The organism is Chitinimonas koreensis, assembly GCF_014353015.1.
Taxonomy (GTDB): Bacteria; Pseudomonadota; Gammaproteobacteria; order Burkholderiales; family Chitinimonadaceae; genus Chitinimonas; species Chitinimonas koreensis.
In genome coordinates, this window is the sequence record NZ_CP060704.1 from 380,489 (window position 1) to 405,993 (window position 25,505).

A 25,505-nucleotide genomic window follows, 5' to 3' on the forward strand; every position below is an offset into this window, starting at 1 on the left:
CGGCGACAACGACGCCGACGGCATCGCGGTCGGCGCCAGCCTCGACCTCGACGGCGCCACCGCCCGCGACGCGGCGGGCAACGACCTGGCGCTGTCGCTCGGCAGCGTGCCGTCGACCGCCGGCGTGCTGGTCGACACGCTCGACCCGAACGCCAGCGGCATCGTCCGGGTCGATCCGAACCCGACCAACGCCAACAGCGTCAGCTACACGGTGACCTTCTCCGAGGACGTGACCGGCGTCGACGCGGCCGACTTCGCGCTGGTCGCCACCGGCAGCGTGGCCGGCAACATCGCCAGCGTCGTCCAGGTCGATGCGCGCACCTACACCGTGCTGGTGAACGGCGTGACCGGCGCCGGCACGCTGCGGCTGGACCTGAACGCCAGCGGCACCGGCATCATGGACGTGGCCGGCAACACCATCGCCGGCGGCCTGGCCGGCGAGGACTACACCTTCGACCGCACCGCCCCGGCGGTGACCGCCGTCGGCGTGCCGGCCGATGCGATCTACGGCAGTGGCCAGGATCTCGACTTCACGGTCGACTTCGACGAAGCGGTGGTGGTCGACACCGCCGGCGGCACGCCGCGTATCGCGGTGACGCTCGATACCGGCGGCACGGTCTACGCCAGCTACGTCGGCGGCTCGGGCAGCGCCACGCTGACCTTCCGCCTGACGGTGGCGGCCGGCCAGCTGGACGCCGACGGCATCGCGCTCGGCGGCAGCGTCGATCTCAACGGCGCCACGCTGCGCGACCTGGCCGGCAACGACGCCGCGGTCGCGCTCAACGGCGTGCCGGCCACCGGCGGCATCCTGGTCGACGGCGTCGCACCGACGGTCGCCAGCGTGGCGGTTCCGGCCGACAGCCATTACAACGCCGGCGACGTGCTGACCTTCACGGTCGGCACCAGCGAGGCGGTCACCCTCGACACCAGCGGCGGCACGCCGCGGCTGGTGCTGAACATCGGCGGCGTCACCCGCTACGCCAGCTATGTCTCCGGCAGCGGCGGCAGCAGCCTGGTGTTCCAGTACGTCGTGGCGGCCGGCGACAACGACGCCGACGGCATCGCGGTCGGCGCCAGCCTCGACCTCGACGGCGCCACCGTGCGCGACGCGGCCGGCAACGACCTGGCGCTGTCGCTCGGCAGCGTGCCGTCGACTGCCGGCGTGCTGGTCGACACGGTCGCCCCGGACGCCAGCGGCATCGTCCGGGGCGATCCGAGCCCGACCAACGCCGGCAGCGTCAGCTACACGGTGACCTTCTCCGAGGACGTGACCGGCGTCGACGCGGCCGACTTCGCGCTGGTCTCGACCGGCAGCGCGGCCGGCAGCATCGCCAGCGTCGTCCAGGTCGATGCCCGCACCTACACCGTGCTGGTGAACGGCCTCGCCGGCAGCGGCACGCTGCGGCTGGACCTGAACGCCAGCGGCACCGGCATCGCGGATGCGGCCGGCAACGCCGTCGCCGGCGGCCTGGCCGGCGAGGTCTACGCGGTCGACCGCGTCGCCCCGGCGGTGAGCAGCGTCGACGTGCCGGCCGACGGCAGCTACGTGGCCGGCCAGAACCTCGACTTCACGGTCCACTTCAGCGAAGCGGTGCTGGTCGACACCAGCGGCGGCATGCCGCGCATCGCGGTGACGCTCGACACCGGCGGCACGGTCTACGCCAGCTACGTCGGCGGCTCGGGAGGCACGGCGCTGACCTTCCGCCTGACGGTGGCCACCGGCCAGCTCGACGCCACCGGCATCGCGCTCGGCGCCAGCCTCGACCTCAACGGCGCCACCGTGCGCGACGCGGTCGGCAACGACGCCGCGGCCGCGCTCAACGGCGTACCGGCCACCGGCGGCATCCTGATCGACGCGGTCGCGCCGGGCGTGACCGGCGTCACCGTGCCGGCCGACGGCCTGTACAACGCCGGCGACGTGCTGACCTTCACGGTCGGCGCGAGCGAGTCGGTGCTGGTCGATACCAGCGGCGGCACGCCGCGGCTGGTGCTGAACATCGGCGGCGTGACCCGCTACGCCAGCTACGTCGGCGGCTCGGGCAGCGGCACGCTGGTGTTCCAGTACACCGTCCAGCCCGGCGACAGCGACGCCGACGGCATCGTCGTCGGCGGCAGCCTCGACCTCAACGGCGGCACGGTGCGCGACCCGGCCGGCAACGCCATCGACCCGGCGCTGGGCAGCGTGCCGGCGGTCGGCGTGCTGATCGACACCACCGCGCCGGCCGCCAGCGGCATCGTCCGGCTCGACCCGAACCCGACCGCGGCCGGCAGCGTGCGCTTCACGGTGACCTTCTCCGAGGACGTCAGCGGCGTGAACGCGGCCGACTTCGCCCTGGTCGGCACCGGCAGCGCCTCGGGCACCGTCGGCACGGTGACCCAGGTCGACGCCCGCACCTACACCTTGCTGGTCAGCAACGTCGCCGGCGCCGGCACGCTCGGCCTCAACCTCAAGGCCAGCGGCACCGGCATCGTCGACGCGGCCGGCAATGCCGTCACCGGCGGCCTGACCGGCGCGGTCTACACCGTCGACCGCGTCGCCCCGGTGGTCGGCAGCGTCGGCGTACCGGCCAACGGCAGCTACGTGGCCGGCCAGAACCTCGACTTCACGGTCAACTTCAGCGAAGCGGTGGTGGTCGACACCGGCGGCGGCACGCCGCGCATCGCGGTCACGCTCGACACCGGCGGCACGGTCTACGCCAGCTATGTCGGCGGCTCGGCAGCACCGCGCTGACCTTCCGCCTGACGGTGGCGACCGGCCAGCTCGACAACACCGGCATCGCGCTCGGCGCCAGCCTCGACCTCAATGGCGGCACCGTGCGCGACGCGCTCGGCAACGACGCGGTCGCGGCGCTCAACGGCGTGCCGGCCACCGGCGGCATCGTGGTCGACGCGGTCGCGCCGACCGTGGCCGGCGTCACCGTGCCGGCCGATGGCCGCTACAACGCCGGCGACGTGCTGACCTTCACGGTCGGCACCAGCGAAAACGTCGTGGTCGATACCAGCGGCGGCACGCCGCGGCTGGTGCTGAACGTCGGCGGCGTCACCCGCTACGCCAGCTACGTGTCGGGCTCGGGCGGCGGCAGCCTGGTGTTCCAGTACGTGATCCAGGCCGGCGACAACGACGCCGACGGCATCACCGTCGGCGGCAGCCTCGACCTCAACGGCGGCACGGTGCGCGACCCGGCCGGCAACGCCATCGACCCGGCGCTGGGCAGCGTGCCGGCGGTCGGCGTGCTGATCGACACCACCGCGCCGGCCGCCAGCGGCATCGTCCGGCTCGACCCGAGCCCGACCGCCGCCGGCAGCGTGCGCTTCACGGTCACCTTCTCGGAAGACGTCAGCGGCGTCGACGCGGCCGACTTCCTGCTGGCCGCGACCGGCAGCGCGAGCGGCAGCATCGCCGGCGTCACCCAGGTCGATGCCCATACCTACACGGTGCTGGTCAACGGCATCGGCGGCGCCGGCACGCTCGGCCTCAACCTCAAGGCCGGCGGCACCGGCATCGTCGACGCGGCCGGCAACGCCGTCGCCGGCGGCCTGACCGGCGCGGTCTACGCGGTCGACCGGGTCGGCCCGGCCGTCACCACGGTCAGCGTGCCGGGCAACGCGGCCTACAACGCCGGCGACGTGCTGAACTTCACCGTCAACCTCAACGAGGCCACGCTGGTGAGTACCGCCGGCGGCGTGCCGCGGCTGGCGCTGAACGTCGGCGGCCAGACGGTGTACGCCAGCTACGTGTCGGGCAGCGGCAGCAGCGCGCTGCTGTTCCGCTACATCGTGCAGGCCGGCCACAACGACGCCGACGGCATCGCGGTGATCGGGCTGCAGGCCAACGGCGGCACGCTGCGCGACGCGCAGGGCAACGACGCCAGCCTCGCGCTGGCCGGCGTGCCGGGCACCGCCGGCATCGTGATCGACACCGTCGCGCCGCAGGTGGCCGGCATCGAGCGGGTCGACGCCTCGCCGACCTCGGCCACCTCGGTGCGCTACACCGTGACCTTCTCGGAGAACGTGTTCGGCCTCAACGCCGCCGACTTCACGCTGGTCAAGGTCGGCCTGGTCAGCGGCCAGGTCGGCTCGGTCACCCAGGTCGACGGCCATACCTACACCATCACCATCACCGGCATCTCGGGCGCCGGCAGCATCGGGCTCAACCTGAACGCCGCCGGCAGCGGCATCAGCGACCGCGCCGGCAACAACCTGAGCGGCATCACCATCGGCCAGGTCTACGTGGTCGCGGCGCTGCCGCCGGTCGAGCCGCCGGCACCGGCGCCGGTGATCCCGCCGAGCAACATCACGGTGCCGACCATCGGTTCCGATCCGATCAACCTCGGTCCGATCACGCCGAACATCGTGCTCAGCGCGCTCGACGGCGTCAGCGGCGGCGGCATCGTCGGCGGCACCGGCAGCCTGTTCGGCGGCAGTCCGCTCGGCGGCGGCTCGACCGGCGTCTTCGGCGGCCTCGGCACGCTGGGCGGCTCCGGCTCGATCGGCTCGCCCGGCTTCAGCCTCGGCGTGCCGAGCTCGATCGGCGTGGGTCCGCGCCCGACCGACGGCCGGCCGACCACGCTGGTGGCCAACGAGTCGCCGTTCTTCGCCCCGTCCAACCCGGCCCAGCGCGAGCCGATCATGGCGCGGCCCAACCTCGGCATCCAGAGCCTGCAGCCGGGCCAGAGCTTCGGCTTCGCGCTGCCGGCCGGCACCTTCAGCCAGAAGGACCCGGACGCCCGCGTCAGCATCACGGTGCGCCAGGCCAACGGCCGGCCGCTGCCGAGCTGGCTGCAGTTCGATCCGGTGAACGGCTGGTTCAGCGGCCAGGTGCCGGCGGGCCAGCGCCAGACGATGGTGCTGGAGATCGTGGTGCGCGATGCCCAGGGCAACCAGGCGGTCAGCCGCATGGAGGTCGAGTTCGACGGCGGCCAGGGCCGCGCCGGCCAGGCCGACAAGCTGGCCTCGCTGTTGCCGGCGGGCAAGCCCGCGCTGGCGGCACAGTTCGGCCAGTTCGGCCATACTGCGTTCGAACGCGATCTCGACGCCCTGCTCGGCCGCAGCCAGCCGCGCTCGACCGAAGTGGCCTGACCTTCACCGGCGGGCCGTCCAGCGACGGCCCGCCGCTCCGTAAACAGATATCGCAAGCTCACAGCAAAAATAGGGACCCCGAGGATGACAAAGCGTCCAATCAAGCTGCTCCCCCTGGCCATCGCCGCCGCCTTCGTCACCGGCTGCGCGGTGCAGCCCAAGCCGATCGAACTGGCCGAGCGCCAGTCCACCCTCGAGGAAGACCGCGCCGTCATGTTCGGCCAGCAGGAAGCCGTCAACGGCGCCATCGGCCTCGAACAGGCGATGGCCCGCGCGCTCAAGTACAACCTCGATTTCCGCGTCAAGCTGATGGAAGAGGCCCTGGCCCAGCGCCAGCTCGACCTGACCAGCATGGACATGCTGCCCAAGCTGGCGCTCGGCGCCGGCTACAGCTCGCGCAGCAACGAATCGGCCTCGAGCTCGGAGGACGTGGTGACCCACCGGCAGTCGCTGGTGCCGTCGATCTCGAGCGAGCGCGAGCGCGGCAACGCCGACCTCACGCTGAGCTGGAACGTGCTCGACTTCGGCGTCAGCTACTACGGCGCCCAGCAGCAGGCCGACCGCCTGCTGATCCTGCAGGAACGCAAGCGCAAGGTCGCCCACCAGCTGATGCAGCAGGTGCGCCAGGCCTACTGGCAGGCGGTCGGCGCCCAGCAGCTCGAGGGCCCGGTCGAAGCGCTGCTGAAGGACGCCGAAGCGGCGCTGGCCGACTCGCGCAAGGTCGAGCAGGAAAAGCTGCGCGCGCCGCTCGAGGCGCTCAACTACCAGCGCCAGCTCCTGGACGTGATCCGCCAGATGGCGCTGATCCGCTCCTCGCTGGCGCAGGCCAAGCCGCGGCTCGCGACCATCATGAACCTGGCGCCGGGCAGCCGCTTCTCGGTCGGCACGCCGGCCAAGCTCGAAACGCCGCCGCTCGGCGTGCCGCTGGAGAAGATGGAAGAGCTGGCGCTGCTGAACCGGCCCGAGCTGATGGAAGCGCGCTACAACCAGCGCATCAGCACGCTGGAGACCAAGAAGGCGATGGCCAAGCTGATGCCGGGGCTCGAATTCAGCATCGGCGAGCACTACGACAGCAACAAGTTCCTGGTGAACCAGGCCTGGGGCGACGCCGGCGTGCGGGTGAGCTGGAACCTGCTGAACCTGGTCAACGCCGGCAAGATCCGCGGCTCGGCCGAGGCGCAGCTGAAGGTGGCGCAGGAGCAGCGCATGGCGCTGAACATGGCGGTGCTCACCCAGGTGCACGTGGCCTACATCGACTACCAGGGCCGGGCGCGCCAGTACGAGCTGGAGCGCGACCTGAACACGGTCGAGCAGCGCATCCTCGACCAGACGCGCAACGCCGCGCAGTCGAGCGCGCAGGGCAAGCTGCAGGCCATCCTGGCCGGCGCCAACGCGGTGCTGTCGCAACTGCGGCTGTACCAGAGCTACGGCGAGCTGCAGAACGCCTACGGCCAGATCGGCGCCACGCTGGGGCTCGACCCGCTGCCGGGCGAGGCCAACGGCTACGACCTGGCCTCGCTGTCGCTGGCCTTCGAGGGCGCTGAAGCGCGCTGGCAAGGCACGGTGGGTGGCAAGCAATGAGTTTGACGAGGTATCCGGCCGCCGGCGTACTGGCGGCCGTTCTGTCCGTTCCGGCCTGGGCCGCGCAAACGGCCCCGGCCGCCCCGGCTCCGGCAGCGCCGCGGGCGGCGCCCGCCGCGCTGCCCGGTACGCCGACGCCTAACGACGGCCGCATCCGTACCCAGTTGATGGCGCGCAACGCGGTCACGGTGTCGAGCGAGATCGCCGCCAAGATCGCCCGCCTGCCGGTGCCCGAGGGCGGCAGCTTCAGCAGGGGCCAGGTGCTGGTCGAGTTCGAGTGCAGCAGCTACCGCGCCCAGGTGCGCAAAGCCGAGGCCACGCTCGAGGCGGCGCGCCAGCTGGTCAAGGTGAACAGCCGGCTGGCCGAGCTCAATTCGATCGGCAAGCTCGAGGTCGACCAGGCCGAGGCCCGCGCCAAGGAGGCCGCCGCCGAGCTCAGCTACATGCAGACGGTAGTGTCCAAGTGCGTGGTGTCGGCGCCGTTCAACGGCCGCGTCGCCAAGCGCAGCGCGGCGGCCTTCCAGTTCGTCAGTCCGGGCAACCCGATCCTCGACATCGTCGACGTCGGCCAGCTCGAACTGCGCATGATCGTGCCGTCCAAGTGGCTGGCCTGGCTCAAGCCCGGCAGCAAGTTCACGGTGCAGGTCGACGAGCTCGGCCGGGCGTTTCCGGCCAGCGTGGCGCGGCTCGGCGCGCAGATCGACCCGGTCAGCCAGTCGGTGCTGGCCATCGGCGTGATCGACGGGCAGGATGCCGCTCTATTGCCCGGCATGAGCGGCTGGGCCGGCTTCAATCCGCCCAAGGGCGCCCAGTAGATCCACGCCGCTACGGCATTTTCCAGTCAGAGTCGCGATGAACAGTCCCGAAGCCGCGGTCCGGACCCCGGTGCAAGATCCGGCGCGCACCCTCGCCACCCTGGTGCAACTGATGCGCCGCGCGCGCGAAGCCGACGGCGAGGACGCGCTCGGCTTCGTCATGGTCAACGAGAGCCTGCGGCTGTTGGCCTACCGCCAGGCCGCGCTGTGGCGCGAAGGGCCGCTGGGCCGGGTGGCCGCGCTGTCGGGCCTGGCCGAGACCGACCCGTCGGCGCCTTACGTGCAATGGCTGGCCGCCGCTTTCAAGGCGTTGGCCGCGGCCGACGCCGCCGAGGCCGGACCGGTCCGCTTCGTCGGCGCGGCCGAGTTGCCGCCGGTGCTGGCCGAGGAATGGGCCGGCTGGCTGCCGGCGCACGGCCTGTGGCTGCGCCTGCCGCCGATCGGCGGCCATCCGGGCGGGGCGCTGCTGCTGGCGCGCGACGAGCCCTGGACCGAGTACGAGCGCACGCTGGCGGCCGAGCTGGCCGATGCCTATGCCCACGCCCAGGCCCGTTTCGCGCCGCAGCGCAACTGGCGCGACCGGCTCGGCGGCTGGGTGCGGCCGGGCAAGACGCGCCGCCGCATCCTGCTCGGCCTCTTGCTGCTGGCCTGCTGCCCGGTGCGGCTGACGGTGCTGGCGCGGGCCGAAGTGACGCCGCAGGAGCCCTTCCTGGTGCGCGCGCCGCTGTCGGGCGTGATCGACCGCATCGACGTGCAGCCCAACCAGCGCGTCGCCGCCGGCGCGCCGCTGTTTAGCCTCGACCAGACCCAGCTGGCCGGCCAGTACGCGCTGGCCGACAAGGCGCGCGAGGCGGCGCAGGAAGCCTACCGGCAGAGCGCCCAGTTGGCGGTGACCGATGACCGCGGCAAGCTCGAGATGGCGATGGACCGCGCCAAGCTCGACGAGAAGGCGATCGAGGCCGACTACACCGGCCGCCAGCTGGCGCGCATCAGCGTCAAGGCGGCACGCGAGGGCGTGGTGGTGTTCTCCGACCGCAACGACTGGCAGGGCCGCGCCGTCTCGGTCGGCGAGAAGGTGATGACGCTGGCCGACCCGGCGCGGGTCGAGCTGACCGCCTTCCTGCCGGCCGCCGAGGCGATCCGCATCGCGCCCGGCGGCACCGTGCGGCTCTATCCCAACGCCTCGCCGACCGAATCCTACGACGCCACCATCACTCGGGTGGCCTACCGCGCCGAGCCGACCGAGGACGGCATCCTGGCCTACCGCATCCATGCCCGCTTCGAGCAGGTCGACGCCTTGCCGCGCATCGGCCAGATGGGCACCGCGCGCGTCTACGGCGACTGGGTGCCGCTGGTCTACTACGCGCTGCGCCGGCCGCTGACCTGGGCGCGCCAATGGCTGGGGCTGTAAGGTGATCGGGTCCGACGCAGCCGCGCTGCTGCCGCCGCTGCGGCAAGACCTGAGCCTGCATCCGGGTCCGGTGCAGGACGGCGGCGAGCCGAGCTGGATGCTGCACGATCCGGCCGCCAACCGCTTCTACCAGCTCGGCTGGCCGGCCTTCGAGATCCTGTCGCGCTGGGGTCTCGGCTCGGCCGCGGCGGTGGTCGAGGCGGTCAACGCCGACACCACGCTGGAGGTCGACGAGGACGAGGTCGCCGCCGTGGCCGACTTCCTCGGCCGCCACGACCTCCTGCTGGCCGTGTCGCCGGAGCACACCGCGCGTTTCACCCGCATCGCGCGCGCCAGCAAGCTCGGCCACGCCAAGTGGCTGCTCAAGCACTACCTGTTCTTCCGCGTGCCGCTGCTGCGGCCGATGCCGATTCTGCGCAAGCTGGCGCCGGCCTTCGCGCTGGTGTTCGACCCGCGCTTCTGGTGGGGCGTGGCGGCGGTGGCGGCGCTCGGGCTGTTCCTGGTATCGCGCCGCTGGGACGAGTTCACCCACACCTTCTCGGCCTACTCGGGCATGGCCGGGCTGATCGGCCTGGGCTTGTCGCTGAGCTTCGCCAAGGTGCTGCACGAGTTCGGCCACGCGCTGACCGCCCAGCGCTTCGGCTGCCGCGTGCCGACCATGGGGGTGGCCTTCCTGGTGATGATGCCGGTGCTCTACACCGACACCAACGAGGCCTGGAAGCTGCCGGGCCGGCGCGAGCGGCTCTTGATCGGCGCGGCCGGCATGGCGGCCGAGCTGACGCTGGCGGTGTTCGCCACGCTGCTGTGGAGCTTCCTGCCCGACGGCCCGCTGCGCGCCGGCGTGTTCATGCTGGCCACCACCACCTGGGTCGCCACGCTGGCGATCAACGCCAGCCCCTTCATGCGCTTCGACGGCTACTTCCTGCTGTCGGACTGGCTCAACCTGCCCAATCTGCACGGCCGCGCCTTCGCCTTCGGCCGCGTCTGGCTGCGCCGCCACCTGCTCGGCCTCGACGAGCCCGATCCCGAGTCGCTGCCGCCGGCGCGGCGGCGCCTGCTCACCGGCATCGCCTTCGCCACCTGGCTGTACCGGCTGGTGCTGTTCCTCGGCATCGCGCTGCTGGTCTACCACTACTTCTTCAAGGTGCTCGGCATCCTGCTGTTCATCGTCGAGATGGCCTGGTTCATCGCGTTGCCGCTGTGGAGCGAGGTGTCGGTATGGTGGAAGCGCCGCGCCGAACTGCGCTGGAATTTCGCCACCGCGCGCAGCCTGGCGGTGCTGGCCGGCCTCGTGCTGTTCGTGGCCCTGCCCTGGCAGGCCGACGTCGGCGCGCCGGCGGTGATGGGTGCGCGCGACTCGACCCAGCTCTACTCGCCGGCACCGGCCGAGGTGGTGGCGGTGCAGGTGCGCGAAGGCCAGTGGGTGGCGGCCGGCCAGCAACTGCTGCAACTGCGTTCGCCCGAGCTCGAGGTCGACCTGGCGCGGGCGCGCGCGCGGGCCGACGCGCTGCGCTGGCAGATCGAGCAGCAGCCGTTCGACGCCAAGCTGCAGGCCGAGGGGCCGGCGCTGGTCAAGCAATGGCAGGCGGCCGAGGCCCAGGTCGAGGCGGTGCGGCAGCAGATCGCCCGGCTCGATTTCCGTGCGCCGTTCGCCGGCCGGGTGGTCGACGCGGTCGAGTCGCTGCAGCCCGGCACGGTGATCGGTGGCGGCGAGCGGCTGCTGTCGCTCAACGGCGCGGACGGCCTCAAGGGCGAGGCCTTCGTGGGCGAAGGCGCGCTGCGCCGGCTGGCGCAGGGCGACGAGGCGGTGTTCGTGGCCGACCGCGCCGAGGCGCCGCGGGTGCGCTGCCGTATCGGCGCGATCGACCGCATCAACCTGTCTTCGCTGGACCAGCCGGTACTGGCCTCGACCTACGGCGGCCCGATCGCCACCCAGCGCGTCGAGCGCAGCCTGGTGCCGCTCGAGGCCTTGTTCCGGGTGCGGCTGGACCAGTGCGAGGCCGGCAACGCACCGCTGCGCGAGGTGGCCGGCGTGGCGCGGCTGCGCGGCGAGCGGCAGAGCATCCTGGGCCGCGCCTGGCGCGCGGCATTGGCGGCGCTGCAGCGCGAGGCGGCGCTGTAGCGGGTCGCCGGGCAGGCGCGGCTTCCGGCGGAAGTCCTGGGCGGCCCGCTGCTCATCGCCCGGCCATTCGCGGCGGGAACCTCCGGCGTGGAATGCGGCGCCACGATGAAAACAGCTTCTATCGACATGCGCCGATTTCATTGGCGCCGATCCGCCGCCGGACGCTAGCATCGGCCGACCTTCCCTGAGCACAGAACACGAGACCGCCGTGAGCATCGCCCCGACCTACAGCTTCGAATTCTTCCCGCCCAAGACGCCCGAGGGCGTGGAGAAGCTGCGCAATACCCGCCGCCAGCTCGGCCAGTTCAAGCCGCAGTTCTTCTCGGTCACCTTCGGCGCCGGCGGCACCACCCAGCAAGGCACCATCGACACCGTGCTGGAGATTCGCGGCGAGGGCTTCGAGGCCGCGCCGCACCTGAGCTGCGTCGGCTCGACCAAGCAGAACGTGGCCGGCCTGCTGCAGCTCTACCGCGACCAGGGCATCCGCCGCATCGTCGCGCTGCGTGGCGACATCCCGAGCGGCATGGTCGAGGTCGGCGAGTTCCGCTACGCCAACGAGCTGGTCGAGTTCATCCGCGCCGAGCACGGCGACTGGTTCCACATCGAGGTGGCGGCCTACCCGGAATACCACCCGCAGGCGCGCAGCGCCCAGGACGACCTGGCCAATTTCGTGCGCAAGGCGCGTGCCGGCGCCGATTCGGCGATCACCCAGTATTTCTTCAATCCGGACGCCTATTTCGCCTTCGTCGACGAGATCCGCGCGCGCGGCGTCGACATCCCGGTGGTGCCCGGCATCATGCCGATCAACAATTTCAGCCAGCTGGCGCGCTTCTCCGACACCTGCGGCGCCGAGATCCCGCGCTGGCTACGGCTCAAGCTGCAGAGCTACGGCGACGACAGCGCCTCGATCAAGGCGCTCGGCCTCGACGTGGTGACCGACCTGTGCCGCAAGCTGCTCGATGGCGGCGCGCCGGGGCTGCATTTCTACACGCTGAACGCGGCCGGCAACGTGTCGACCATCTGGCAGCGGCTAGGACTGTAGTTCTCGCACCCGGCATAGGCAGGATCGGTAGATCGGAATCGGGGTTGTCGGCCGGAATTCATTCCGACCGCGCCCTCGGCATAAATCGCTGTCGGAATGACTTCCGACCTGCAAAACAGCTCCTCCGCCGTGCGGCTCGCTCGGCCGCACCGCCTCATTCCGCATACAACGGTAGCAACCGCGCCGCCATCTCGTCGCGCAGCTCGGCCAGCGCAGTCCAGAAGCGCTCGGTCGTATCGTGCTGGCGCGCGGCGAAGTCCGGGTTGAACACCACGAAGTAGTCCTTGGTCGACAGCGGCGCCGGCAACCGCTCGACCCGCTCCTGGCCCCAGCGCTGCACGGCGGCGTCGCCGGCCAGGTCCTGCGTCGCGTAGGCGGCGATGCGGCCGGCCAGCAGCTTTTCGAGGTTGGAACGGCTGCCCAGCGCCTCCTCCACCGTCACGCCCATCGTCTTCAGGTCGCGCCCGATCGACCAGCCCAGGTTCACCCCGACCGCGCCATTGAGCCCGCGCAGACGCTGGCCATCCCATTCGACCGGGCTGCCGGTCAGGCGGTACAGGTAGTAGCGCAGCGTGGCGATGCGCCGGTCGTGGTCGGGCTTGCCGTCCTTGAGCGGGTAGGCGAGGCCGGCGGCGCGCTCGGGGTTGTGGGAATACATGAATGCGCCGTCGTGGCGGCCGGCCTGGGTCTCGGCCAGCACCCGCACATTGGGCAGGCGCACGAAGCGGGCGGTGCAGCCGATGCGGCGGCTCGCCTCGCGCACCATCTCGACCGCCACGCCGGGTCGTTCGGCCTGCACCGTGGCTTCGCCGACCATATAGGGCGGCGAGGGCTCGGCGTTGTAGGCGAAGGAGAGATTGCAGGCGGCCTGGGCCTGCGGCCATGCGGCAGACAGCGCCGCGATGGCCAGGAGCTGAGGAATCTTCATGGACGGTCCGTGGTCCTTAGAGTCTATCCCGACAGGAATTCGCCTTGCGCCGAACTGGCTTGGGGCTCAGGCCCAGGCGCGGGTCACGTAGCAGTTTGGCCGACTGCAAGTGACTCGTAACGACGGCATGAGCCCCAAGCCAGTTCGGGCCTCCGGGTTGCCGTCAGAATGCCCGTCAGCTTTGTCGCTCATCGTCATGTAGATCGCTACATTGCCTCTTCGCTTCGCGCTGGCGGGCTTGTCTGCCGGCAACGCAAGGCGAATTCCTGTCGGGATAGACTCTTCCGCTGTCTGTGTTCTTGTAATACCGGTCTGCCTTCTTTTTGGACCGCGCCGCCAGTCCGGTCAAGCATGCGCTTGGCCGGAGCGCGTTTATAATTGGACGCTCATCCAGATTCCAGTTCGCTGCATGCTCAAATACCTCGGCCTCGACAGGCCTTTTTTATTGCTCGCACGCCGGCTGCTGTTCAGCGTGGCGCGTACCCAGACCCTGTCGGATACGCCGCAGGCGCTCGGCCTCGATCCGTCCCGGCCGGTCTGCTACGTGCTGCAGCGGCGCTTCCTCAGCAATATCCTGGTGCTCGAGCGTGAAGTGCTGGCGGCCGGCCTCGCCTCGCCGCTCGACGGCATCCATACCGCCACGGTGCGCGAGAACCGCGCCTTCTTCTTCACCACCCGCGCCGAGCCGTGGTTCGGCCGCACCAAGTCGGGCGGCCATTCGCCGCTGCTGGAGCGGCTGACCCAGGCGGTGCGCAACCAGCCCGATTTCGACGTGCAAGTGGTGCCGGTCAGCATCCTGTGGGCCGCACGCCCGACAAGGAAAGCTCGATCTGGAAGCTGATCTTCTCGGAAAGCTGGTCGCCGCGCGGCTCGCTGCGCCAGTTGTTCACCATCCTGCTGCATGGCCGCAACACCCTGGTGCGCTTCGGCCAGCCGCTGTCGCTGCGCGAGCTGGCGGCCGACGCCGAGGACGACGAGCGCGCCATCCGCAAGGTCTCGCGCGTGCTGCGCGTGCATTTCCGTCAGCAGCGCGAGATGGCGATCGGCCCCGACCTGTCGCACCGCCGCACCCAGGTCGAAGGCATCCTCGACACCGATTCGGTCAAGGCCGCCATCGCCGCGCTGGCCGCCGAGCAGGGCGGCGGCGCCACCGCGATGCGGCGCGCCGAGGAGAAGGCGCGCCACTACGCCTGGGAGATCGCCGCCGACTACAGCTACCCGGTGGTACGGGTGTTCCACCGCTTCCTGACCTGGGTGTGGACACGGCTGTACGACGGCGTCGAGCTCGGCAACTTCGATACCGTGACCGGCGTCGCGCCCGACCACGAGATCATCTACGTCCCCTGCCACCGCAGCCATATCGACTACCTGCTGCTGAGCTACATCGTCTACCAGCAGGGCCTGATGATTCCGCACATCGCGGCCGGGGCGAACCTCAACCTGCCCATCGTCGGCGGCATCCTGCGCCGCGGCGGCGCCTTCTTCCTGCGCCGCTCGTTCAAGGGCAATCCGCTGTATGGCGCGGTGTTCAACGAATACCTGCACATGGTGATCGCCAAGGGCTTCCCGATCGAATACTTCGTCGAGGGCGGCCGCAGCCGCACCGGCCGGCTGTTGCAGCCGCGGCCCGGCATGCTGGCGATGACGGTGCAGAGCTATCTGCGCGACTCCTCCCGGCCGATCGTGTTCCTGCCGGTCTACATCGGCTACGAGAAGCTGTTCGAGGGCCGCAGCTACGTCGGCGAGCTGATGGGCAAGCCCAAGCAGAAGGAGTCGCTGTTCAACCTGCTGATGAGCGTGCGCGAGCTGAAGAAGAACTTCGGCAAGGTGCACGTCAATTTCGGCGAGCCGATCAAGCTGGCCGAGGTGCTGGCCGAGGCGCACCCGGACTGGCGCCAGGAGCCGCCGCTGGGCGAGAGCCGGCCGGCCTGGTTCAGCCAGGGCATCAAGCAGTTGGGCAACCGCATCGCCGACGGCATCAACAGCGCGGCAGTGGCCAACCCGGTCAACCTGGTCAGCCTGGCGCTGCTGGCGACGCCGCGCCATGCGATGGACGAGGACCAGCTGGTGTCGCAGCTCGACGGCTACCGCCGGCTCCTGAGCGCGGTGCCCTATGCCGGCCGCGCGCGGCTGACCGCACTCGACGGCCGCGCCATGGTGGCGCACTGCGAGAAGCTGCGGCTGATCCAGCGCCATCCGCATGCGCTGGGCGACGTGCTGCACTTCTATCCGGAGGATGCGGTGCTGTGCAGCTATATGCGCAACAACGTGCTGCACTGCGTCGCCATCCCGGCGCTGATCGCCTGCCTGTTCTCGCGCAACGCCAGCCTGAGCCGCGAGCAGCTGGCCAACCTGACGCGCACGGTCTATCCCTTCCTGCGCGCCGAGCTGTTCCTGCGCTGGGAAGAGGAGGAACTCGGCGGCGCGCTGGACGCCTACCTGGCCGCGCTGGTCGAGATGGGCTGGCTGGCCGAGAGCACCGGCCGCGAGGGCATCTACAACGCGCCCAACCTCAACAGCGACGAATACGCCCAGCTGATGCTGCTGGGCAACGCGGTGCGGCCGGCGCTGGTGCGCTACTTCATCTCGCTGTCGGTGCTGACCCAGCAGGGCAGCGGCGCGGTCAGCGCCGACGAGCTCGAGGGCCTGTGCCACCTGCTGGCGCAGCGCATGTCGCTGCTGCGCGAGTTCAACGCGCCGGAATTCTTCGATCGGGCGATCTTCCGCACCTTCATCGCCACGCTGAAGCAGAACGGCCTGGCGGCCGAGGACGAGGCCGGCAAGCTGACCTTCGACGCCAAGCTGCGCAACGCCGCGGCCGAATCGCGCTACGTGCTGTCGCCCGACGTGCGGCAGAGCGTGCTGCACCTGACGCGCATCGATCGCGGGACGATGGAGCAGGCGCTGGCGCGGTTGGCGGCGAAAGGGAAAGCGTGAGGTGATAGGTGTGAGGGGTGAGGTGTAACCCCATCCCCTCCCAACCTCCCCTTGAAGGGGGAGGGCAGTGCAGCGACGGCTCCAAGACATGCGCTCTTTCAGCCGGCACGAACGGACTCCCTCCCCTTCAAGGGGAGGGTCGGGGTGGGGATGGGGTCAACACCTCACGCCTCACCCCTTCCTCCTCACACAATCAGAATTTCTCTTCCTCGCGCAGATACCGCCACTGCCCCATCGGCAGATCCGACAGCGGAATGCGGCCGATGCGGATGCGCTTGAGGCCGACCACCTTGAGGCCGACCAGCTCGCACATGCGGCGGATCTGCCGCTTCTTGCCCTCGCGCAGCACGAAACGCAGCTGGTGCTCGTTCTGCCAGCTCACCTTGGCCGGCTTGAGCGCCTGGCCGTCGAGGCTCAATCCGTGGTTCAGCAGGGCAAGGCCGGCGGCGTCGAGCGTGCCCTCGACCCGCACCAGGTATTCCTTCTCGATCCGGGTCTCGTCGCCGATCAGCGCCTTGGCCACGCGGCCGTCCTGGGTCAGTACCAGGAGGCCGGTCGAATCGATGTCGAGCCGGCCGGCCGGCGCCAGGCCCGCCAGGTGGCGGCGCGAGAACTCGATGCCCGAGCGGTCGCCGACGAAGCGGTTGTCCGGCAGGATCAGCAGCGAGGCCGGCTTGTAGCCCTGTTCGGCCTGGCCCGAGACATAGCCGATCGGCTTGTTGAGGATGATGGTCACGCGTTGGGTCTGCGCCACCGCGGCGCGGCGGTCGAGCTCGATGCGCTGGGTCGGCAGCACCCGGCTGCCGAGCACGTCGACGACGATGCCGTCGACCTTGACCCAGCCGCGCTCGATGTATTCGTCGGCCTCGCGGCGCGAGCACAGGCCGAGTTCGGCCATGCGCTTGGAGAGACGGAGCGATTCCTGCGGTTCGGTCATGGCGGTGTTCCCATCGGCTAAACCGGCATTTTAGCGCCGGCGGCCGGCACGGTCGCCGTCCTGGCCGATTTGGCCGCGCGGCGACGCTGGCGGCGCCGGCCCTGCGTTAGAATCGCCCCCCTATGAATCTCGCCGACGACCTCGACCATCAGCGCCGCTTCGGCGGCATCGCCCGACTCTACGGCGAGGCCGCGCTGCGGCGCTTCGAAGCGGCCCACGCCTGCGTGATCGGCGTCGGCGGCGTCGGCTCCTGGGCCGCCGAGGCGCTGGCGCGCAGCGCGGTCGGCCGCATCACGCTGATCGACCTCGACCACGTCGCGCCGAGCAACGTGAACCGCCAGCTGCACGCGCTGACCGACACGCTCGGCATGGCCAAGGTCGCCGCCATGGCGGCACGCATCCGCGCCATCAACCCGCGTGCCGAGGTGGTCGAGATCGACGACTTCCTGACCGCCGACAACCTGGCCGAGCTGGCCGCGCCGGGCCGCTACGACGTGGTGCTCGACTGCATCGACCAGCTGCGGGTCAAGGTGGCGCTGATCGCCCACTGCCGCCGCCACAAGATCCCGCTGCTGGTCTCGGGCGGCGCCGGCGGCCGGGTCGACCCGGCCCGCATCGCGCTGGCCGACATCGCCCAGACCAGCGGCGACGCGCTGCTGTCCAAGATCCGCGCCGAGCTGCGCCGCCATCACGGTTTTCCGCGCGAGGGCAAACGTTTCGGCATCGAGGCGGTCTATTCGACTGAACCCATCGTGCGTGCGCCGGAAAGCTGCGAGCCGGCCGCGCCGGGCGGCGGCGGGCTCAACTGCGCCGGCTACGGCTCGGCGGTGGCCGTGACCGCGAGCTTCGGCATGGCGCTGGCCGGTCGTGCGCTGGCCCGCCTGGCCAAGGGCTGAGGCGTTGCCGCGGCAAAAGGCATTTGTGCCCGGCGCCCGCACCGGGCCGAACGGTGGACGCGTGCTATGATCCGAACGGTATTTTCCTAGTCGAATGTCATGCAGTATCTCTACCTGATCCGTCCCACCCGACCCGACATGCTGCGCACCGGCCCGAGCGACGCCGAAGCCTCGGCGATGGCCGAGCACTTCGCCTACCTGCAGGCCGCGCTGGCCGACGGCCGCCTGATCCTGGCCGGCCGCACGCTCGACCCGGACGGCTTCGGCATCGCGATCTACAACGCCGACGACGAAGTCTCCGCCCAGGCCTTCGCCGCGGCCGATCCGGCGGTGCGCTACGGCGTGGTCACCGCCGAAGTCCGGCCCTACCGCGTCGCGCTGATCGCCCAGGACAACGTGCGGGAGGCGGCATGAAACGGCTCGCGCTGGCCCTGCTGCTGGCCCTGCCGGCCCAGGCCGAGATCTACAAGCACGTCGATTCGGAAGGCCGCGTCACCTATTCGAACATCCCCAGCAAGGGCGCCAAGAAGCTCGACCTGGGCGACGTGCCCGGCGCGATCCCGGCGCCGCGCAACGGGGTGGTGCGCTCCGGCGGCGGTTCCAGCGGCAACGCCACGCCGTCCAGCTTCCCGCGCGTCGACGTTGCCACCCAGCGCAGCCGCGACCAGACCAAGCTGCAGATCCTGCGCGACGAACTCGGCAGCGAGCAGAAGCTGCTCGACAGCGCGCGGCAGAAACTGGCGGCAACGCCCGCCGACGCACGCCAGCGCGACAACGTGACGATGCACGAGAAGAACATCGAAGCGTTGCAGAAGGAAATCGCCCGGGTGCAGTAAGCATCCGGCACCGCTCGTCCCCACTCCCCGATCGATCGCCGAATGCACTAAGATGGTGCATTCGTGCGCCATCTGCACGCACCGAAGCGGAGCACGCCGCCGCCCGGGCGGCCGGTCCGTTCCAAGTCGCTGATTCCGCTGGCCGTCGCCGCATGCGCATGGCATGGCCCATTCCTTGCTTGATGGCTGCCAACCCTTGCATTGCGAATGCCATGTCCGCTTCTCCCTACGCCGGCCTCGACCTGTTGGAAACCGCCGTGATCGTGCTCGATTCGGCCCGCGCCGTCCGCCACATGAACCCGGCGGCGGAGACGCTGTTCGAGCTGTCGGCACGCGAAACGGTGGGCCGGCCGCTGTCGGCCTGCTTCTCGGAGCCAGCCGAGATCCTGGCCGCGCTCGACGCCGCCGAGAAGCAGAACGCCGCCGTCACCGAGCACGACGTCGCGCTGGCGGTGCGGCTGGGCAACACCATCCACGTCGCCTTCACCGTGCGCGAGATCGAGGCGCCGGTGCTCACCGTGCTCGAATTCCGCCAGACCGACCAGCAGCGCCGCATCGCCAACGAGGAGCGGCTGGCGGCCCAGCAGCAGGCCAACCGCCAGCTGATCCGCAACCTGGCGCACGAGATCAAGAACCCGCTCGGCGGCATCCGCGGCGCGGCCCAGCTCCTGAAGAAGGAGCTGGACGATCCCGGCCTGCGCGAATACACCCAGGTGATCACCGACGAGGCCGACCGGCTGCAGGGCCTGCTCGACCGGCTGCTGACGCCGCACCGGCTGCCGCAGGTGGGCGAATTGAACATCCACGAGGTGCTCGAGCGCGTGCGCAGCGTGCTGCTGGCCGAATTCCCCAACGGCCTGGCGGTGCGGCGCGACTACGACACCAGCATGCCCTACCTGTACGGCGACAAGGAGCAACTGATCCAGGCGGTGCTCAACATTGTGCGCAACGCCGCCCAGGCCATGCACGGCGCCGGCCAGATCGTGCTGAAGACCCGCATCGCCCGCCAGGTCACGCTCAACCGCCGCCGCTACCCGCTGGCGCTGACGCTGCAGATCACCGACAACGGCCCGGGCATTCCCGAGCAGATCCGCGAGACGCTGTTCTACCCGCTGGTCTCGGCCCGGCCGGGCGGCACCGGCATCGGCCTGCACCTCGCCCACACCTTCGTGCAGCAGCACAACGGCAGCATCGAGTTCGAGTCGCAGCCCGGCTGCACCCGCTTCACGCTGACGCTGCCGATCAACGGCTGGACCCCGCTGGACCCCGGCAAATAAGACAAGACACCCCATGAAACCAGTCTGGATCATCGACGACGACCGCTCGATCCGTTGGGTCTTCGAGAAGGCCCTCGGCCGCGAGGGCATCGCCTTCCATGCCTACAGCTCGGCCGCCGAGGCGCTCGACGCGCTGCGGCGCGAGACGCCTGCGGTGGTGGTCAGCGACATCCGCATGCCCGGCGAATCGGGGCTGGACCTGCTGGCCCAGCTCAAGGAGCGGCTGCCGCGGCTGCCGGTCATCATCATGACCGCCCACTCGGACCTCGAGAGCGCGGTGGCGGCTTTCCAGGGTGGCGCCTTCGAATACCTGCCCAAGCCCTTCGACGTCGACCACGCGGTCGAGCTGATCCGCCGCGCGATGGACGAAAGCCTCAAGCAGGAGGTGGTCGAGGCGCCGCTCGAGGAGACGCCCGAGATCCTCGGCCAGGCGCCGGCGATGCAGGAGGTGTTCCGCGCCATCGGCCGGCTCAGCCAGAGCTCGGCCACGGTGCTGATCACCGGCGAATCGGGCGCCGGCAAGGAGCTGGTGGCGCGCGCGCTGCATCGGCACAGCCCGCGCGCGAGCAAGACCTTCGTCGCGATCAATACCGCGGCGATCCCCAAGGATCTCTTGGAGAGCGAGCTGTTCGGCCACGAGCGCGGCTCGTTCACCGGCGCCCAGGCGCAGCGCACCGGCCGCTTCGAGCAGGCCGAGGGCGGCACGCTGTTCCTCGACGAGATCGGCGATATGCCGGCCGAGTTGCAGACCCGGCTGCTGCGCGTGCTCAGCGACGGCTATTTCTACCGCGTCGGCGGCCATGCGCCGATCAAGGCCAATGTGCGGGTGATCGCGGCGACCCACCAGGCGCTGGAGGAGCGGGTCAAGCTGGGCCTGTTCCGCGAGGACCTGTTCCACCGCCTCAACGTGATCCGCCTGCGCCTGCCGGCGCTGCGCGAGCGGCGCGAGGACATCCCGCTGCTGGCGCGGCACTTCCTGGCCAAGTCGGCGCGCGATCTCGGCGTCGAACCGAAGCGGCTCAGCGAAGAGGCGATGCGGGTGCTGGCCGGCTTCGAATTCCCCGGCAACGTGCGCCAGCTCGAGAACCTGTGCCACTGGATCTGCGTGATGGCGCCGGGCCAGGCGGTCGGCCCGGCCGACCTGCCGCCCGAGGTGAAGAGCGAAGCGGCCGGCGCCCAGGCCGGCCACGGCGGCGACTGGGCCGCCCAGCTGGCGGCCGAGGCCGACCGCCGGCTGCGTGCCGGCGAGCGCGGCTTCATCGAGGCGCTGACCCAGCAGTTCGAGCGCACGCTGATCCTGCGCGCGCTGGCGGCCACCGGCGGCAAGCGCATCGAGGCGGCCGAACGGCTGGGCCTCGGCCGCAATACGCTGACGCGCAAGATCCAGGAGCTGGACCTGGAGCGCGAGCTGGGCGGCGAGTGAGGCGCTGAAGAGCGCCAGGCTGTAGATCGGGTAGGCCCATTGCGGGCAGGCCCATTCGAGCTGACGCCATGGCGGCGGCGCGAGGGCCTGGTAGGTCGGGCTTTATGCCCGACGGCGCCGCTTGTGAAGACCGCTGTCGGGCATCAAGCCCGACCTGCAGGTGAACCTGCCGACCAAGGTGGCGTGGCCGACGACCCTGGCAGCGGATTGCACCGCCGAGGTGTTGTAGGAGCGGCTTCAGCCGCGAATGCCCTGGCGGCATCTCGACCATTCGCGGCTGAAGCCGCTCCTGCAGGCGTGCCGCTGCCGATGAGCGAACGCCATGCCCGCCGCGCCGCATGAATCCCATTCATGCAGAACCCATGGCCCGGCCGCCAGGCCGGCCCGGCGCGCATGGTAAGATCGCCGACTTTCCCCCGAATATTCAGCGACTTCCATGACGTCCCGCCGCGACCAGCTCTCCGCCCTCCTGCAACGCCGCATCCTGATCCTCGACGGCGGCATGGGCACCATGATCCAGCGCCACCGGCTCGGCGAGATGGACTACCGCGGCGAGCGCTTCAAGGACTGGCCGAGCGACCTCAAGGGCAACAACGACCTGCTGGTGCTGACCCGGCCCGACGTGATCGGCGGCATCCACCAGGCCTACCTCGACGCCGGCGCCGACATCGTCGAGACCAACAGCTTCAACGCCACCTCGATCGCCATGGCCGACTACGACATGGAATCGCTGGTGCACGAGCTGAACGTCGAGGCCGCGCGGCTGGTGAAATCGCTGTGCGAGGCCCAGACCGCCCGCACGCCCGACAAGCCGCGCTTCTGCGCCGGCGTGCTGGGCCCGACCAACCGCACCTGCTCGATCAGCCCCGACGTCAACGATCCGGGCTTCCGCAACGTCAGCTTCGACCAGCTGGTCGAGAGCTATACCGAGGCGATCGACGGCCTGGTGGTCGGCGGCGCCGACCTCCTGCTGGTCGAGACCATCTTCGACACGTTGAACGCCAAGGCGGCGGTGTTCGCCATCCACCGCTACTTCGACGAGCGGCCGGGGATCGAACGGCTGCCGGTGATGATCTCCGGCACCATCACCGACCAGTCCGGCCGCACGCTGACCGGTCAGACCACCGAAGCCTTCTACAACTCGCTGCGCCACGCCGACGCGATCAGCTACGGCCTCAACTGCGCGCTCGGCCCGGACCTGTTGCGGCCCTACGTCGAGGAGATGGCGCGGGTCAGCGAGGGCTATGTCTCGGTGCACGCCAACGCCGGCCTGCCCAATGCCTTCGGCGGCTACGACCTGACGCCCGAGGTGATGGCGGTGCAGGTGCGCGAATGGGCCGAATCGGGGCTGGTCAACATCGTCGGCGGCTGCTGCGGCACCACGCCCGAGCACATCGCGGCGATGGCCGCCGCGCTCGACGGCCTGGCGCCGCGCGCGCTGCCTGCGATCGAGCCGAAGGCGCGGCTGTCGGGGCTCGAGCCGTTCAACGTCGGCGACCGCGACCTGTTCGTCAACGTCGGCGAGCGCACCAACGTCACCGGCTCGCGCGCCTTCGCCAAGCTGATCCTGGCCGGCGACTACCCGGCCGCGCTCGAAGTGGCGCGTCAGCAGGTGGTGGCCGGCGCCCAGGTGATCGACGTCAACATGGACGAGGGCATGCTCGACGCCGAGCATGCGATGGTCACCTTCCTGAACCTGATCGCCTCCGAGCCCGACATCTCGCGCGTGCCGGTGATGATCGACTCGTCCAAGTGGAGCGTCATCGAGGCCGGCCTCAAGTGCATCCAGGGCAAGGGCATCGTCAACTCGATCTCGCTCAAGGAAGGCCACGACGAGTTCGTCAAGCACGCGCGGCTGGTCAAGCGCTACGGCGCCGCGGTGATCGTGATGGCCTTCGACGAGACCGGCCAGGCCGACACCTACCAGCGCAAGATCGAGATCTGCGAGCGTTCGTACCGGGTGCTGGTCGACGAGGTCGGCTTCGACCCGGCCGACATCATCTTCGACCCGAACATCTTCGCGGTCGCCACCGGCATCGAGGAACACGCCAAGTACGGCCTCGATTTCATCGAGGCGACCGGCTGGATCAAGCAGCACCTGCCGCACGCCAAGATCTCGGGCGGCGTCTCCAACGTGTCGTTCTCGTTCCGCGGCAACAACAAGGTGCGCGAGGCGATCCACGCGGTCTTCCTCTACCACGCGATCCAGCGCGGCATGACCATGGGCATCGTCAACGCCGGCGCGCTCGAGGTCTACGAGGAGGTCGACGCCGAATTGCGCGAGGCGATCGAGGACGTCGTATTGAATCGACAACCTCGCGCCGGCGGCGCGAGTGGAAATCCCCCTCTCCCCCGGGCGCGGGCAGGGGTGAGGGAGCGCCGGCCGAGCAATCACTGGATACCACCGAACGCCTGATCGCCCTGGCAGAGCGCTTCAAGGGCGACGCCAACGCGCAGAAGGGCGAGGACCTGGCTTGGCGCCAGCTGCCGCTGCAGGAGCGCATCACCCATGCGCTGGTCAAGGGCATCACCACCTTCATCGTCGAGGACACCGAGGAAGCGCGCCAGAGCCTGCCGCGGCCGATCAACGTGATCGAAGGCCCGCTGATGAACGGCATGAACCACGTCGGCGACCTGTTCGGCTCGGGCAAGATGTTCCTGCCCCAGGTGGTCAAGTCGGCCCGCGTGATGAAGGCCGCGGTGGCCTACCTCGAGCCCTTCATCGAGGAGGAGAAGGTGCGGCTGGGCCTCAAGGACGCCGCCGCCAAGGGCCGCATCGTGATGGCCACGGTGAAGGGCGACGTGCACGACATCGGCAAGAACATCGTCGGCGTGGTGCTGCGCTGCAATAACTACGAGGTGATCGACCTCGGCGTGATGGTGCCGGCGCAGAAGATCCTCGACACCGCGCGCGAGGCGCGCGCCGACATCATCGGCCTGTCGGCCTGATCACGCCCTCGCTGGAGGAGATGGCCCACGTCGCCAAGGAGATGGAGCGGCAGGGCTTCGACATCCCGCTGCTGATCGGCGGCGCCACCACCTCCAAGGTCCATACCGCGGTCAAGATCGCGCCGAACTACCATGCGCCGGTGGTCTACGTGCCCGACGCCAGCCGCGCGGTCGGCGTCTGCTCCAACCTGCTCAGCGACGAGCTGCGCGACGGCTTCGTCGCCAAGGTGGCCGACGAGTACGCCAACATCCGCACCATCCACGCCAACCGCGGCGCGCTGGACCTGGTGAAGATCGAGGCGGCGCGCGCCAACGGCTTCGCCTTCGACTGGGCCGGCTATGTACCGCCGCAGCCGCGCCGGACCGGCGTGCTGCGCTTCGAGCGCTACCCGCTGGCCGAGATCGCCGAATACATCGACTGGAGCCCGTTCTTCAACGCCTGGGAGCTGGCCGGCAAATACCCGCGCATCCTCGACGACGAAGTGGTCGGCGAGTCGGCGCGCGCGCTGTTCGCCGACGGCCAGGCCATGCTGCGGCAGATCGTCGAGGAGAACTGGCTCGAGGCCAACGGCGTGATCGGCCTGTTCCCGGCCGACCGGGTCGGCGACGACGTGGTGCTGTACGACCCGGCCAGCGGCGAGAAGCTGATGGCGATGCACTGCCTGCGCCAGCAGAACCGCAAGGCCGAGGGCAAGCCGAACTGGAGCCTGGCCGATTTCGTGGCGCCGAAGGAGGCCGGCCTGCGCGATCACGTCGGCCTGTTCGCCGTCACCGCCGGCCTCGGCATCGAGCCGCACGTCGCGCGCTTCGAGGCGGCCAACGACGACTACGCCGCGATCATGGTCAAGGCGCTGGCCGACCGGCTGGCCGAGGCCTTCGCCGAGCTGATGCACGCCAAGGTGCGCCGCGAAATCTGGGGCTATGCCGCCGACGAGACGCTCGACAACGAAGCGCTGATCGACGAGCGCTACGCCGGCATCCGCCCGGCGCCGGGCTATCCGGCCTGCCCCGACCACACCACCAAGACCGACCTGTTCCGCGTGCTCGACGCCGAAAGCATCGGCATGCAGCTGACCGAGGGCTACGCCATGCTGCCGACCGCGGCGGTCAGCGGGCTCTATTTCAGCCACCCGGCGTCGCAGTATTTCGCGGTCGGCAAGATCGACCGCGACCAGGTCGAGGACTACGCGGCGCGGCGCGGCGTGAGCGTCGAGCAGGCCGAGCGCGACCTGGCGCCGAACCTGGGCTACAACGCCTGACCGGTCGCCGTGC

At 70.3% G+C, this 25,505-nt stretch carries 14 protein-coding genes and 2 pseudogenes; 14 read left to right on the forward strand and 2 right to left on the reverse strand.

Annotated elements, in window-relative coordinates; genetic code table 11:
* The first annotated feature begins 1,615 nt into the window (after positions 1–1,615).
* From H9L41_RS25975 to metF, 7 genes are all read left to right on the forward strand, one after another.
* On the forward strand, positions 1,616–2,731 hold the full coding sequence (locus tag H9L41_RS25975; RefSeq protein WP_373282109.1) for an Ig-like domain-containing protein: 1,116 nt from the start codon (positions 1,616–1,618) through the stop codon (positions 2,729–2,731).
* 14 nt (positions 2,732–2,745) lie between these two features.
* Positions 2,746–5,079, forward strand: coding sequence for an Ig-like domain-containing protein (locus H9L41_RS01475; RefSeq protein WP_187523650.1), 2,334 nt, complete (start codon positions 2,746–2,748; stop codon positions 5,077–5,079).
* Between the two features lie 84 nt (positions 5,080–5,163).
* Complete coding sequence (locus H9L41_RS01480) at positions 5,164–6,660, forward strand: TolC family protein (protein WP_028445791.1); 1,497 nt, start codon at positions 5,164–5,166, stop codon at positions 6,658–6,660.
* Positions 6,657–7,475, forward strand: coding sequence for an efflux RND transporter periplasmic adaptor subunit (locus tag H9L41_RS01485; protein ID WP_028445792.1), 819 nt, complete (start codon positions 6,657–6,659; stop codon positions 7,473–7,475). Before H9L41_RS01480 ends, H9L41_RS01485 begins: the two co-directional genes overlap by 4 nt.
* Before the next feature lie 37 nt (positions 7,476–7,512).
* Positions 7,513–8,886, forward strand: coding sequence for an efflux RND transporter periplasmic adaptor subunit (locus H9L41_RS01490; RefSeq protein ID WP_051318922.1), 1,374 nt, complete (start codon positions 7,513–7,515; stop codon positions 8,884–8,886).
* A 1-nt stretch (position 8,887) separates the two neighbouring features.
* Positions 8,888–11,008 (forward strand): site-2 protease family protein, encoded by a 2,121-nt coding sequence (locus tag H9L41_RS01495; RefSeq protein ID WP_245589187.1) that lies wholly within the window; start codon positions 8,888–8,890, stop codon positions 11,006–11,008.
* Between the two features lie 208 nt (positions 11,009–11,216).
* Positions 11,217–12,050: a methylenetetrahydrofolate reductase [NAD(P)H] gene (gene metF / locus H9L41_RS01500; RefSeq protein ID WP_028445795.1), complete on the forward strand. Its 834-nt coding sequence runs from the start codon at positions 11,217–11,219 to the stop codon at positions 12,048–12,050.
* 154 nt (positions 12,051–12,204) lie between these two features.
* Here metF and H9L41_RS01505 read toward each other — a convergent pair whose 3' ends face one another.
* Entirely contained in the window at positions 12,205–12,978 is a 774-nt protein-coding gene (locus H9L41_RS01505; protein WP_051318923.1) for a substrate-binding periplasmic protein, read from the reverse strand.
* 409 nt (positions 12,979–13,387) lie between these two features.
* Here H9L41_RS01505 and plsB point away from each other — a divergent pair.
* Positions 13,388–15,915: pseudogene (plsB, locus tag H9L41_RS01515) on the forward strand (glycerol-3-phosphate 1-O-acyltransferase PlsB).
* 193 nt (positions 15,916–16,108) lie between these two features.
* Here the strand turns inward: plsB and H9L41_RS01520 are convergent.
* Entirely contained in the window at positions 16,109–16,852 is a 744-nt protein-coding gene (locus tag H9L41_RS01520) for a pseudouridine synthase (protein ID WP_034606632.1), read from the reverse strand.
* A gap of 122 nt (positions 16,853–16,974) precedes the next feature.
* Between H9L41_RS01520 and H9L41_RS01525 the strand changes: the two genes are divergently transcribed.
* The 6 genes and pseudogenes from H9L41_RS01525 (at position 16,975) to metH (ending at position 25,492) form a co-directional block, all read left to right on the forward strand.
* On the forward strand, positions 16,975–17,748 hold the full coding sequence (locus tag H9L41_RS01525; RefSeq protein ID WP_028445798.1) for a tRNA threonylcarbamoyladenosine dehydratase: 774 nt from the start codon (positions 16,975–16,977) through the stop codon (positions 17,746–17,748).
* 99 nt (positions 17,749–17,847) lie between these two features.
* The gene (locus H9L41_RS01530) at positions 17,848–18,162 is read left to right on the forward strand and encodes a YciI family protein (RefSeq protein WP_034606633.1); all 315 of its coding nucleotides are present in this window, start codon (positions 17,848–17,850) and stop codon (positions 18,160–18,162) included.
* Entirely contained in the window at positions 18,159–18,584 is a 426-nt protein-coding gene (locus H9L41_RS01535) for a DUF4124 domain-containing protein (protein ID WP_028445800.1), read from the forward strand. Before H9L41_RS01530 ends, H9L41_RS01535 begins: the two co-directional genes overlap by 4 nt.
* 212 nt (positions 18,585–18,796) lie before the next feature.
* Positions 18,797–19,861, forward strand: coding sequence for a nitrogen regulation protein NR(II) (gene glnL, locus H9L41_RS01540; RefSeq protein WP_028445801.1), 1,065 nt, complete (start codon positions 18,797–18,799; stop codon positions 19,859–19,861).
* Positions 19,862–19,874: 13 nt separating this feature from the next.
* On the forward strand, positions 19,875–21,284 hold the full coding sequence (ntrC, locus tag H9L41_RS01545; RefSeq protein ID WP_028445802.1) for a nitrogen regulation protein NR(I): 1,410 nt from the start codon (positions 19,875–19,877) through the stop codon (positions 21,282–21,284).
* A gap of 436 nt (positions 21,285–21,720) precedes the next feature.
* Positions 21,721–25,492: pseudogene (gene metH / locus H9L41_RS01550) on the forward strand (methionine synthase).
* The last annotated feature ends 13 nt before the right edge of the window (positions 25,493–25,505 follow it).